The organism is Vibrio sp. 10N.286.45.E10 (genome assembly GCF_002874195.2).
GTDB lineage: Bacteria > Pseudomonadota > Gammaproteobacteria > Enterobacterales > Vibrionaceae > Vibrio > Vibrio crassostreae.
Map to the genome: position 1 here is coordinate 250,673 of NZ_MCWD02000001.1, position 12,593 is coordinate 263,265.

Consider the following 12,593-nt stretch of genomic DNA (forward strand, 5'->3'; position numbering starts at 1 on the left):
GTTGCTAGAGATTGATTCTAATTGCAGGCTCTTTTGTAACGCATTGAGAGTTTTCGCTACCGAGGCTTGATTAAACGATCTATGCGTAATGTGTTGTCAGCAATTTGTGGGTGAATTGAGTTCGTAGATAGAAACCACGTGGTTTAGTTTTGATAGGTTTTCCACTTGCACCGTAAGCTTCGGTTAACACTCGACTGTTGGCAGCTTTTGGACGTAAATGCAGTGCTTCACCGTGTCTTGCAGTTATTTGCTCCACATTGCCTAACACGATCAATTCCATTAGTTCTTCCCAATCTCTTTTCAAGAGTTCGTCTTCAGCTTGGCTAGGTGTCCATAATAAAGGGGATCCTACATGCCTCTCTGCTAACGGGATCTCTCTTTCTCCCTCGACAGGGATCCACAACACCTTAGACAGCTTGTTTCGAACGTGGCTGGTTTCCCAAGTTATGCCTTGCACACCCATCAAAGGCGCGACACACACAAAGGTGGTTTCGAGTGGCTTGCCAGAATAGCCAATCGGAATACTTTTTAGCTCGATCCCTAGCTTGGTAAAATCTTGTTCTGGCTTGCTGCCTGCAGGTGCACCCAAGTGCCATTCCAATAACTGCCCAACCCAGCCTTTATCACGCTTAAGGTCGTTTGGCATCCGCATCTCGGCTTCGTCGGCGAGTTCTTTAAAGGTCATTCCGGCGATGGCATACGCGCGCTCTAACAGCTCTTGTTGTGTTTGTGGTTCTGGTTTCATAATAAAAGGTATGATCAAAAAAACGATTTTATCAGAAGTTATCACCAAATGACGACTGGTTAAGAAATGATCTCCTTGCGAGAAAAGGGATCAAACTCAGGGTTATCCACAGGACATAAAGGTAATTAATTGAAATATTAATTTAGTGGATAAATAAACAGGGGTTTATGGTGGATAAAATGCTTGCCAAATGGGGTTCAAAATGAATCTTTCACTTGGTAGTGTGGATAAACATCGGAGTGGTTGATCTTTAACCATGTCGAATTTCTGAAAGATCTTTTACATTTCCAATGTTTTTTAAAACTAAGATATTATTTTAATTGGTTGATTTGTATGAATATAAATTAAGTTTTATTGATTTGTCGTTTTTTGTGTTGATGAATCTATGGATTAAAAAAAACGATTGCGGGTAATTCTTCACATAGTTATTCACAGAAAAGGTGAATAAATGTGGTCTATGTCTCACTATTGTGTGGGTAACTAGAATTTGAGCAAAACTTATCCATATCTTTAGTTATTATTCATAAATATAGCGCTTATCACGTCACTAAGTTTGCTCCGATTGGGGATATGTGGAAAAATCAGAGTAATTAAAAATTTAGATAGAGGTTGGCCAGTGATAGATGGCGATGGTTACCGATTAAATGTTGGTATTGTAATCTGTAACAACCATGGTCAGGTCTTCTGGGCTAAACGATACGGGCAACATTCATGGCAATTTCCTCAAGGGGGAATAGATGAAGGTGAGACTCCGGAACAGGCAATGTACCGCGAGTTGTATGAAGAGGTTGGCCTTACTAAAAAGGATGTAAAGATCGTCGCGACAAGTCGTCATTGGTTACGCTATAAGCTACCCAAACGACTGGTTCGGTGGGATTCTAAACCTGTCTGTATTGGACAAAAACAGAAGTGGTTTCTTTTGCGCTTAGATTGCGATGAATCGCATATCAATATGCAGCGTGGAAGTACACCTGAGTTTGATGGTTGGCGTTGGGTGAGTTACTGGTACCCAGTTCGACAAGTTGTTTCTTTCAAGCGAGATGTTTACCGTCGAGCGATGAAAGAGTTCGCATCTTTAGCAATGCCGTTTAAAGAGCGAAAAATAAAAGGAAAGCGCAAATTGCGTAGAGGTTAAGCATGCTCAGTCAACTAAGGGAAATAGTTGAACACGTATCAAGAGTTGAAGATGTGTCGACGGCTCTTGATATTTTGGTTAAAGAGACATGCAGTGCGATGCAGACGGAATGTTGCACCGTGTATTTGGCAAATAATGATATGCAGCGCCTTGAGTTGATGGCAACTCAAGGCCTGATCTTCAAAGGCAATAGCATTCACATTGGTTTTGACGAAGGTCTGGTTGGCCTTGTTAAAAGAAGTGCTGAACCTATCAACCTTGCACAAGCATCTGCTCACCCTGCTTATAAGTTTTTTCCAGAGCTTGGAGAAAACGTCTATCACTCTTTTCTCGGTACTCCGATTATCCACCGCAAGCAAGTACTCGGTGTATTGGTCATTCAACAGAAGACTCCGCGTTTATTCAGTGAGATGGAAGAATCTTTCCTTGTCACGCTCTCAGCACAACTTGCCGTTATTGTGGCGCACGCCCAAACTCAAGGTCATTGGCTGTTAGAGCAACAGAAGCTACCTGCGACTAAAGGTATTGCAGCTTCATCGGGCGTGGCGATTGGTGATTTATGGTGGGACAACACCCAGCCTGAACTTACCGATGTTTATCCTGCTTCGACGCTCAATGTAGAGAGAGAGCATGAGTTGTTGGCGGTAGCGGTTGAAAATGCCCTCAATGACTTTAAGCGCATGCGAAAGCGCTTAGATAGCGAAATCAATAAAGACGCATTAGCGATCTTTGACCTGTTTACTCACTTACTCAACGATCCTATGTTGCGTAAGGATCTAAAGAGTCAAATTCAGAAAGGCGATAAAGCCGATTGGGCATTAAGACAAGTGGTTGAGAGCTATTCGAACCGCTTTGCTCGTATGTCTGATGTGTACCTTCGTGAGAGAGCACAAGACATCCGAGAGCTCGGACAAAGGTTGCTCTATTTCCTCCATAACTCTGAACATGAACTCCGCACATTAGATAAGCCGATTATTCTAGTGGTTCGTGAGTTAACCGCTTCGGTATTAGCGTCTATTCCAAAAGAAAAGCTATTAGCTGTTATTTCCTTGGAAGGGGCGGCGAACTCGCATGCAGCGATTTTGTCTCGAGCGCTTGGCATACCTTCAGTCATGGGGGTAAATCTCAATCTAGCTCAAGCTAATGGCAAGCGAGCGATTGTGGATGGGTATAGCGGTGAGATCTTTATTGAGCCGACTAAAAACCTGCTTAAAGAGTATCGAGGGCTGATTCTAGAAGAGAGTGAGCTCTCCTCTATGGTCAATCGCGAGCTGTACCTACCGGCAAAAACGCAAGACGACAAGCAAGTAGAGATTCTACTTAATGCGGGTTTGAGTGCAGACACTAACATCGCCATCAACCAAGGTGTTGATGGAGTAGGGCTGTATCGAACTGAAATCTCTTTCTTGTTACAGCAAAGATTCCCGTCAGAGGATGAACAATTCAAGCAGTATCGTTCTGTGCTGGCAAGTTACCCTGAGAAACAAGTGGTGATGCGTACACTCGATATCGGTGGTGATAAGGCCTTACCTTATTTTCCTATCGAAGAGGACAATCCATTCCTTGGTTGGCGTGGTATTCGTTTTACGCTCGATCATCCAGATATCTTCATTATTCAACTGCGTGCCATGCTACGTGCGAGTTGTGAAAGCCATAACTTGAGCATTTTGCTGCCGATGATCTCTGGTGCTCAGGAGTTGGATGACGCGCTACAGCTGATTGAACAAGCGTATGATGAAGTGCATGAACTTGATAATCGAGTGCGTATGCCTCGCGTTGGTATCATGATTGAAGTGCCATCCATGCTGTACATACTGCCGCTGATTGCGGATAAGGTCGACTTCGTTTCAGTCGGTACCAACGACTTAACCCAATATTTATTAGCGGTTGATCGGAACAATTCACGAGTATCCGATGTCTATGAATCAATGCACCCTGCGGTGATCATGGCATTAAAACAAATTCATGATACTTGTAAGCAATATCAATTACCTGTGTGTATTTGTGGCGAGTTAGCCGGTGACCCGATGGGCGCGCTGCTATTGATTGGATTGGGGTATGAGACGCTAAGTATGAATACCTCGAATGTCGCAAGGACCAAATATTTGATTCGTCAATCGAACTTGGCTGAATTACAGGATTTGGCAAATAAGGCACTTTCAAAACCGTATGGTAGTGACATCTATAGTATGATGCTGAACTATTTCGAAGAGCGTGAATTTACAGGCTTCATTCGAGCAGGTAAAAAAATAGGATTTAACGTGTCATATGAACTAATAGGCTTGTTAGCAGGCCTTGGTGCTATTGTTGGTGTTTTAGCAGGCTTGCTAGGCATTGGTGGTGGTTTGCTGGTGGTTCCTGCCTTACTTTTTTTGCTTCCTAAAGCGGGTATCCCCCAAGAGTTTGCGATGCAAATGGCATTGGCTACTTCGCTATCAACCATCATTGTTACGTCGGGATCGTCTGCGATTAACCATTTAAAATTGGGTAACGTAGAGATATTTGTCGTTAAGTGGTTGATGCCGGGTGTCGTTATAGGTGGCTTCCTCGGTTCTTTCGTGGCCGATGTCATTCCAGCTCAATACTTACCAAAAGTCTTTGGTGTGATTGTTTTGGTATTGGCGTTGCAAATGCTGTTGTCGATTCGTTCTAAGAGCCAAAAGTCGATGCCGGGTTCAGCTAAAACCGTATTGTGTGGTGGCGGTATTGGTTTGGTATCAAGCTTGGCGGGCATTGGCGGTGGGTCTTTATCGGTGCCCTTCCTTAACCATCATGGTGTGGAAATGCGGAAAGCTGTGGGCTCATCTTCGGTATGCGGTTGTGTTATCGCGATTTCGGGAATGCTCGGTTTCATTTGGCATGGATCTTCTGTTGATGATCTTCCTGCGTATAGCTTAGGTTACGTTTATCTGCCGGCTTTGATCGCGATATCTTGTACCTCAGTTTTGACCACTCGAGTGGGGGCGAAACTGGCCACTCAATTGCCAACCCCTGTGCTGAAGAAATTCTTTGCGGTATTTTTAATGTTTATAGCGGCGACAATGCTGCTGTAGTGTCTTTTCTGTTAGCCATTGAGCTAACCGTTAATCAATTTAGATAGAGAGCCAAGTATGTCTCAGGGTTTTATCGAATTCCCAAATATCGATCCTGTTCTTATTGAACTAGGACCAATCTCAGTTCGTTGGTACGGCTTAATGTACCTTGTTGGTTTTATGTTTGCTCTTTGGTTAGCAAATCGTCGAGCTGATCAACCGGGCAGCGGTTGGACTCGAGAGCAAGTATCAGATTTACTGTTTGCTGGCTTTCTAGGTGTGGTGCTGGGTGGTCGTATTGGCTACGTACTTTTCTACAACTTTGACCTTTTCCTAGCAGATCCTCTGTATCTATTTAAGGTATGGACTGGCGGTATGTCTTTTCACGGTGGTTTGCTTGGTGTTATTACTGCCATGTTTTGGTATGCCAAAAAGAACGGTCGAACCTTCTTTGGTGTGGCAGACATGATTGCACCATTGGTGCCATTTGGTTTAGGCATGGGACGCTTAGGTAACTTCATGAACAGCGAGCTTTGGGGCCGTGTGACTGATGTGCCATGGGCTATTGTCTTCCCTAACGGTGGTCCACTTCCTCGTCACCCATCTCAACTTTACGAGATGGCGCTTGAAGGTATTGTGCTGTTCTTCATCTTGAACTGGTTTATCAAAAAGCCGCGTCCTCTTGGTTCTGTATCAGGGTTATTCCTAGCAGGATATGGTACATTCCGCTTCTTAGTAGAATACGTACGTGAACCTGATGCCCACCTAGGTTTGTTCGGTGGATTTATCTCTATGGGACAAATTTTGTCACTGCCAATGGTTATCATCGGTGTGCTGATGATGGTGTGGGCATACAAGCGTGGTCACTACAAAGACGAATTACCACAACAAACGAAGTAAGGAATTGGTGTGAAACAGTATTTAGATCTCTGTCAGCGTATCGTTGATGACGGTACTTGGATTGAAAATGAACGCACGGGCAAGCGCTGCCTAACCGTGATCAATGCTGACCTGGAATATGATGTTGGTAATAACCAGTTCCCTCTAGTAACAACGCGTAAGAGCTTTTGGAAGGCCGCGGTTGCTGAACTGCTTGGCTACATCCGTGGTTACGATAATGCTGAAGACTTCCGCAAACTAGGTACTAAGACTTGGGATGCGAATTCGAACTTGAACGAGGCATGGCTAAATAACCCTTACCGCAAGGGCGAAGACGATATGGGCCGTGTTTACGGCGTTCAAGGACGTGCATGGGCAAAACCTGATGGCGGTCATATCGACCAACTGAAGAAGATTGTTGATGATCTAACGAACGGTATTGATGACCGTGGTGAGATCTTAAACTTCTATAACCCAGGTGAGTTCCACATGGGATGTTTGCGTCCGTGTATGTACAGCCATCACTTCTCTCTACTTGGTGACACTCTGTACCTAAACAGTACTCAACGTTCTTGTGACGTGCCTTTAGGCCTGAACTTCAACATGGTTCAAGTGTATGTCTTCCTAGCTATTATGGCGCAAATCACGGGTAAGAAAGCTGGCGTGGCTTACCACAAGCTTGTGAATGCTCATATCTACGAAGATCAGCTGGCGCCAATGCGTGACATTCAGCTAAAGCGTGAGCCGTTAGCTGGCCCAACATTCCATATCAATCCTGAGATTAAGTCTCTAGAAGATTTGGAAACATGGGTAACGATGGATGACTTCTGGGTTGAAGGTTACGAATGCCACGAAGCGATTAAGTACCCGTTCTCGGTTTAATCTAATCTGCTTTGTTTGATTGAAAGGCTGCCATTGTGCAGCCTTTTTTATTTGTGATACTTGGCTTGCTTACTATTTATAAAACCAATAATCTTGTGGGGTCTTTTCTAACCACAGAACTGCTATGACTCGTTCGCATTGCTTCGTGTTGCAACATGACTTTCCTATTGCTTTCTACCCTGATAAAAATCAGTTGGTGATTGATGATGAGGCGATTCATCTAGAGCCATTACAAGCAAAGCTACTCAGCTATTTCATCGAAAATCGCGGGCAAGTGGTTAGCACTCAGCAGATAGCCTCTGATGTGTGGCAAAGAACTCAAGTGTCTGACAATCTGGTTAGGCAAGTCATCAGTTTATTGCGCAGTCAACTTCAGGATAAGTCACGTCCGTATCGCATTATTCAGACGATCCCTAAACAAGGTTACCTGTTCGATGTTGAGGTGACTCAGTCGAGCGTTAAACCAACTCCCGTTGAGGACGTCTCTCAACTTGAGCCTATTGTTGCTAAGTCGAAAAAGAAAACCATCGCCCTGATTACAACCGCAGTATTCTCTATTGGCTTAATAGCAGCTTGGGCATGGCAAACCGATGTCCCAACTAATGACACTGCTGTTATTTCTGCTCATCAAAGTGATGTAATTCCTGTTTATATTCATGACATAACACTCGATTCTGCGAACGATTATGAGATGTCAGAAAGCGTTTATAACTATCTTTTCTACGGGCTGAATTCGGCAAAAAACTTATCGGGTTACCACTTTTCTCAGCTATCGCATCAGGGCAAGCAATCACTGACCAACAATGGTGTTGAACTCAAAGGTTGGCTCAAACAAAAGGACAGTGATTATGTGTTGAGCGTGCTTGTACAAAACAATCGCCAACCGAATCAAAGTCAGAAAGTGGAAAAGCGCTTTAGCCAAGATAATTTCTTTGATGCCATTGGGGATGTGATTCTCGAGGTCAAAGCTATTATTGCTCCAATGAGCTCCGAATACGGCGTGGCAAGTCATCGAGTGACCTCTATTGATAACTACGATGATTGGAGTGTTATCTCCGAGGGGATATCGTTGTTCTACCAAGGAAAAGGTGGTCAGCCAATTGAGGAAATAGCACTCCAGTTGGACACGATTCAGCAACAAGGGCGAGATAACTATCTGGTCAATGCCTTACTGTCGTATTCGGAATCTTTGGCTTATTTACAAAGTCATGAACAGAAAGATCGCGAACATGCACTGCAACTGGCAAAGCAAGCCTTCGAGATGAACCCACGTTGTGACATCGCTAATCTTACCTTAGGGCTAGCCTTGTTAATCAATCAACATGCTAATCAAGCGTTCCCTTATCTCTCCTATGCTGCCGAAAGTACGCCGAGCCCAATCAGCTTTTATCTACTGAGTGTGGCTGACAAGCTGTCGGACAACCCAAAAGGTTCGCAATACAACTATCAACGTTATACCGAAGTAAAAAAAGAGAATGACGGTCAACTGTTTGATCTTATTGAATCTTTATAAAAAACAAACCTTTCCTAAACCACGAAATACGTTTTCAAGCGAAGGTGTTTCGTGAGAGCAAATAGTAACGGTATATCCGCAAGACTTTCTTGTGCCAACAGGCTTCTCAATATGTTTGATTATTGTTTGGACTCAGGCTCGATTGCCTTGCATCAAGCGTAAAAACATCGACTTCCAGATACTGGTACCAAATCATTCATTATTTGGGGTACACACATGTTGAAGAAGTTTGCTTTTCAGATCATTCCAATTCAGATCTTCTTATTCGTCTTTTGGTTTAAAAATGGCTTTATCGATAAAGTGATGGGGGTGTTACTTGGCTTTGTTACACCTGATACCGCTTATGCAGGTGATACCTGGGCTGGTTGGAAAGGTTATATTGTTGGCACTTGGGATAAGAGCCAAGTCGGTCATGCTTTATTGAGTCCAACGTTCGATTTTATGTTCCCAATTCTGATTGCTTTGCAATGTGTGCCGTTTTTATTGGTTCTTCGTTCGGTACTTGCTGGTGAGTTCATGGTTGGCAAAGAACGTCCGTGGTTGCTCTATGCCGCATTCGCTTCCCTGTTTGTGACCGCTTGTATGGCTTTCACTCAAACCATCACTGGCGCAAGCGACGGGCAGTATCTATGGCAATTTATCGGCTTTGGTATGGTTGCCATTATGTACCTGCGTAATGAGCAAGGTAAGTAAGCGTTTTTTAGATGCGAGTAAACGGGATTCGAGATGCGAAGAGCGTGTTTAGATTTGAGTCAGTTAGATATGAAATATTAAAACGCAGATAATTAGAGATAGTCGCTTTTCGTTACTCGTTTACACGAATCTCGTATCTGGTTTTGGTCTTCGTTACTCGTTTACTCGAATCCCGTATCTTCTTTTTGTTTCCTGCATCTGTTCCTAAAAAGAAAAAGCCCGCAACCTAGGAGGTTGCGGGCTTTGCTATAAGCGATGTTTGTTTTGCTATTAAGCAGTCAAAGCTAACACGGTACCAGGCAGTACAAGGAATACCGCAACAAGGTAACCAGCGACTACTGATTTGTTCTTCACAGCCATGTCTGAAATCATGTCTGCCGCTTTAACTGGTAGCTCGCGTAGGAACGGAATACCGAAGATGAATACCGTTGCCATGATGTTGAACACCAAGTGTACTAGAGCAATTTGTAGTGCGAATACTGCGAACTCACCAGATACTGCTGTAGCTGCAAGTAGAGCCGTAATACATGTACCGATGTTTGCACCAAGAGTGAATGGGTAAACGTCACGTACTTTAAGAACACCTGAGCCGACTAGTGGAACCATCAAGCTTGTTGTCGTAGAAGAAGACTGAACAAGGATAGTAACGATAGAGCCAGAAGCGATACCGTGGATAGGACCACGACCAATTGCATTCTTTAGAATCTCACGAGCACGGCCAACCATCAGGCTCTTCATTAGCTTACCCATTACCGTGATAGCTACGAAGATAGTCGCAATACCTAAAACGATAAGCATGATGCCACCAACAGTGTCGCCAAATGTTGATAGTGGTTCTTTAATCGCACTTACTACAGGCTTCGTGATTGGCTTGATGAAGTTAAGACCACCCATGCTCATATCACCTGTTGCTAGCATTGGTGATACCAACCAGTGAGAAATCTTTTCTAGAATACCAAACGCCATCTCTAGTGGTAGGAAGATAGCAACGGCTAATAGGTTAAAGAAGTCGTGAATAGTCGCACTTGCGAATGCACGTTTGAACTCTTCTTTACAACGAACGTGACCAAGGCTAACTAGCGTATTGGTTACCGTAGTACCAATGTTAGCACCCATGATCATTGGGATTGCTAGCTCAACAGGTAAACCACCTGCCACAAGGCCAACGATAATTGAAGTAACTGTGCTTGATGATTGAATAAGTGCTGTTGCCACTAAACCAATCATTAAGCCTGCAACTGGGTGTGAAGCAAATTCGAAAAGAACCTTTGCTTGCTCGCCTGTTGCCCATTTGAAGCCTGTACCAACCATTGAAACTGAAAGTAATAGTAGGTAAAGCATGAATGCCAAGTTAGCCCAGCGTAGCCAACGAGTAGTGCTCGAGATAGGCGCTGCTGCAGTAGTAGCTTGGTTCATAATGTTTTCTCCATTGGACCGTTTAAGTCTGTGTTTGGTCTGTTTGTTTAATCTGAGCGTGATGTTAGAGAACAAATATTTCAGTAATATTACATTTTGGTTTAGGTTGGGTTTTTTTGTGATGATTTGCTGTTTAAATATTTCGACAGTAAATGTTGTTTATTTAACCTTATGTTTTAATTGGTTTTTTGTCATTTTCAACCTGGGTGATATAGATCTTAAAAGTTAGAGAAAAATTGAAAATAATCGCTGAAATATTACATTATGAAATCAGACACTTCGTAAAAATAGGTGGTAATGGTTAGTTAGGTTTGGTTTTTCCGAGTTTGTTGAGTGGGAGTGTCATATTTGATATAAAAGGGTATCTACTCTTTATTACGGCACATCTATGTCGCACCTCAACTATAACCACCTTTATTACTTTTGGATGGTTTGCAAACAAGGCTCTGTTACTAAAGCGGCAGAAGCTCTATTCCTAACACCACAAACAGTAACTGGTCAGATAAAAGCGTTAGAAGAGCGTATGGATGGCAAGTTAACTAAGCGTAATGGTCGCAGTGTTGAGCCGACAGAGCTTGGGCAGCTAGTCTTTAAGTACGCTGACCGTATGTTTGGCCTGAGTTACGAGATGCTGGATATCGTAAATTATAGCCAGCACTCTAATATTCTGTTTGATGTTGGTGTTGCGGATGCACTGTCTAAAAGACTCGTAAGCAAGATACTGATGTCGACGATTCCCCCAGATAACAGCATTCATTTACGTTGCTTTGAATCGACCCATGAAATGCTACTTGAGCAACTTTCTCAGCATAAGCTCGATATGATCTTGTCTGATTGCCCGGTGGATTCGAGTCAAAGCCCTGGCCTGTTTAGTAAAAAGCTTGGCGAAAGTGGAATGAGCTTTTTCAGTTCCGGCAAGGTTGAAGGTGTGAACTTCCCCGCGGTATTAGAACAAAGAAAGCTTTTGATACCTGGTAGTCGAACCTCTATGGGGCGCAAAGTGCTGCAGTGGTTTGATAGACAAGGACTTAAACCTGATGTTTTGGGTGAGTTTGATGATGCGGCATTGATGAAGGCTTTTGCTCGCTACCACGATGACGCAATATTCTTAGCGCCAACCCTTTATATGTCTGAGGTTGAGGAAGATACATCACTGCAATTATTAGGTGGCATTGAAGAGTTAAAAGAGGAGTACTACGTCATATTTGCTGAGAGGATGATCCAACATCCAGCAGTAAAAAACGTATGCGACGCAGATTTTAGCAAATTGTTCGAATGAGGCGGTTTGTTAATGAATTGATATCGATTATCATAACTCCACGATATGCCGGAAATACTGATAGCCCGTAGTTGGCGTAAAGGTTGTAGGGAGCCAAACTATGAACTTAAAAGAGATGGAGAAGAACTCAGCACAAGCTGTGATTCTACTCAAAGCCATGGCCAACGAGCGTCGCTTACAGATCTTGTGCCTATTACATGGTACTGAGCTGTCGGTTGGGGAGTTGTGTGGCAAGTTGGAACTGAGTCAGTCTGCTTTATCTCAACATCTTGCTTGGTTGAGAAGAGATGGTTTGGTCGAAACTCGCAAAGAAGCTCAAACTGTGTATTACACATTGAGTAGTGAAGAAGTAAAAGCGATGATTAACCTACTGCATGGTATTTACTGCAAGTAGCTTATTGCTGGTGGGAGGGGGATTTCTTATCAGGAATAAGACCGACACAAGGAAGTGTCAGTATTTCACGTCAAACGTGAGTGCCTATCTATATTACCGACCTATCTATCTGCTTGTCTGTTTTTTTCTCGTTGTTTTTTAGCTGCTTAGCTATTTATCGGTAAGCAAATTAGCGGTTTTTCAGTTAAATAATCACCGGAAAATAATAGCATTTCTCAAATTTTAGATATAAAAAAACCGGCCAAGGCCGGTTTTTTTCGTTTTGCGTTGTAATCAAATTTCTATTAAAGAGCTTTGATTGCAGCAGCGAAACGAGACTTATGACGTGCAGCTTTATTCTTATGAATAAGGCCTTTAGTCGCCATACGGTCTAGAAGAGGTGTAACTTCTACAAGAGCAGCAGTTGCAGCTTCTTTATTGCCAGCTTCAATAGCTGCAATAGTTTTTTTCATGTAAGTGCGCATCATAGAACGACGGCTAGCATTGTGCTGGCGACGTTTCTCAGCTTGGATAGCGCGCTTCTTAGCAGATTTACTGTTTGCCAAGGGTCTAACTCCCAAAAACTTAGTTCGGTGACAATTTAAGGGCGAGGACTATCCCTCATTAGCGCTTAATTGTCAAATGA

At 43.3% G+C, this 12,593-nt stretch carries 11 protein-coding genes and 1 pseudogene; 9 read left to right on the forward strand and 3 right to left on the reverse strand.

What is annotated here, in order from left to right:
• Positions 1-79: 79 nt before the first annotated feature.
• Positions 80-745 (reverse strand): DNA mismatch repair endonuclease MutH, encoded by a 666-nt coding sequence (gene mutH / locus BCU34_RS01015; protein WP_102480739.1) that lies wholly within the window; start codon positions 743-745, stop codon positions 80-82.
• A 616-nt stretch (positions 746-1,361) separates the two neighbouring features.
• Here mutH and rppH point away from each other — a divergent pair.
• From rppH to BCU34_RS01050, 7 genes and pseudogenes are all read left to right on the forward strand, one after another.
• Entirely contained in the window at positions 1,362-1,880 is a 519-nt protein-coding gene (gene rppH, locus BCU34_RS01020) for an RNA pyrophosphohydrolase (RefSeq protein WP_017059335.1), read from the forward strand.
• A gap of 2 nt (positions 1,881-1,882) precedes the next feature.
• Positions 1,883-4,129: pseudogene (ptsP, locus tag BCU34_RS01025) on the forward strand (phosphoenolpyruvate--protein phosphotransferase); the annotation flags it as partial.
• A gap of 12 nt (positions 4,130-4,141) precedes the next feature.
• Positions 4,142-4,933: a sulfite exporter TauE/SafE family protein gene (locus BCU34_RS01030; protein ID WP_048606789.1), complete on the forward strand. Its 792-nt coding sequence runs from the start codon at positions 4,142-4,144 to the stop codon at positions 4,931-4,933.
• A gap of 57 nt (positions 4,934-4,990) precedes the next feature.
• Positions 4,991-5,812 carry a prolipoprotein diacylglyceryl transferase gene (gene lgt, locus BCU34_RS01035; RefSeq protein ID WP_017059338.1) on the forward strand — a complete coding sequence of 274 codons (822 nt, stop codon included), beginning with the start codon at positions 4,991-4,993 and terminating at the stop codon, positions 5,810-5,812.
• A 9-nt stretch (positions 5,813-5,821) separates the two neighbouring features.
• Positions 5,822-6,673, forward strand: a complete 852-nt coding sequence (locus tag BCU34_RS01040) for a thymidylate synthase (RefSeq protein WP_017056122.1) — start codon at positions 5,822-5,824, stop codon at positions 6,671-6,673.
• 124 nt (positions 6,674-6,797) lie between these two features.
• On the forward strand, positions 6,798-8,186 hold the full coding sequence (locus BCU34_RS01045; RefSeq protein ID WP_102479714.1) for a winged helix-turn-helix domain-containing protein: 1,389 nt from the start codon (positions 6,798-6,800) through the stop codon (positions 8,184-8,186).
• Between the two features lie 216 nt (positions 8,187-8,402).
• Positions 8,403-8,879 (forward strand): hypothetical protein, encoded by a 477-nt coding sequence (locus BCU34_RS01050; protein WP_048658064.1) that lies wholly within the window; start codon positions 8,403-8,405, stop codon positions 8,877-8,879.
• Between the two features lie 270 nt (positions 8,880-9,149).
• On the opposite strand, the gene BCU34_RS01055 is transcribed toward BCU34_RS01050, so the two are convergent.
• Positions 9,150-10,295 carry a Na/Pi symporter gene (locus tag BCU34_RS01055; protein ID WP_048662115.1) on the reverse strand — a complete coding sequence of 382 codons (1,146 nt, stop codon included), beginning with the start codon at positions 10,293-10,295 and terminating at the stop codon, positions 9,150-9,152.
• Positions 10,296-10,683: 388 nt separating this feature from the next.
• Here BCU34_RS01055 and nhaR point away from each other — a divergent pair, with 388 nt between their 5' ends.
• Both nhaR and BCU34_RS01065 read left to right on the forward strand, forming a co-directional pair.
• Positions 10,684-11,574 (forward strand): transcriptional activator NhaR, encoded by an 891-nt coding sequence (gene nhaR, locus BCU34_RS01060; RefSeq protein WP_048658065.1) that lies wholly within the window; start codon positions 10,684-10,686, stop codon positions 11,572-11,574.
• Between the two features lie 100 nt (positions 11,575-11,674).
• Complete coding sequence (locus BCU34_RS01065; protein WP_004735028.1) at positions 11,675-11,968, forward strand: ArsR/SmtB family transcription factor; 294 nt, start codon at positions 11,675-11,677, stop codon at positions 11,966-11,968.
• Positions 11,969-12,252: 284 nt separating this feature from the next.
• On the opposite strand, the gene rpsT is transcribed toward BCU34_RS01065, so the two are convergent.
• Positions 12,253-12,513 carry a 30S ribosomal protein S20 gene (gene rpsT / locus BCU34_RS01070; RefSeq protein ID WP_012603273.1) on the reverse strand — a complete coding sequence of 87 codons (261 nt, stop codon included), beginning with the start codon at positions 12,511-12,513 and terminating at the stop codon, positions 12,253-12,255.
• Positions 12,514-12,593 lie beyond the last annotated feature (80 nt).

Coding starts and splice junctions, on each gene's coding strand:
- lgt (WP_017059338.1), top strand. CDS start 4,991: ATGTCTCAGGGTTTTATCGAATTCCCAAATATCGATCCTGTTCTTATT.
- BCU34_RS01050 (WP_048658064.1), top strand. CDS start 8,403: ATGTTGAAGAAGTTTGCTTTTCAGATCATTCCAATTCAGATCTTCTTA.
- mutH (WP_102480739.1), bottom strand. CDS start 745: ATGAAACCAGAACCACAAACACAACAAGAGCTGTTAGAGCGCGCGTAT.
- BCU34_RS01065 (WP_004735028.1), top strand. CDS start 11,675: ATGAACTTAAAAGAGATGGAGAAGAACTCAGCACAAGCTGTGATTCTA.
- nhaR (WP_048658065.1), top strand. CDS start 10,684: ATGTCGCACCTCAACTATAACCACCTTTATTACTTTTGGATGGTTTGC.
- BCU34_RS01055 (WP_048662115.1), bottom strand. CDS start 10,295: ATGAACCAAGCTACTACTGCAGCAGCGCCTATCTCGAGCACTACTCGT.
- BCU34_RS01045 (WP_102479714.1), top strand. CDS start 6,798: ATGACTCGTTCGCATTGCTTCGTGTTGCAACATGACTTTCCTATTGCT.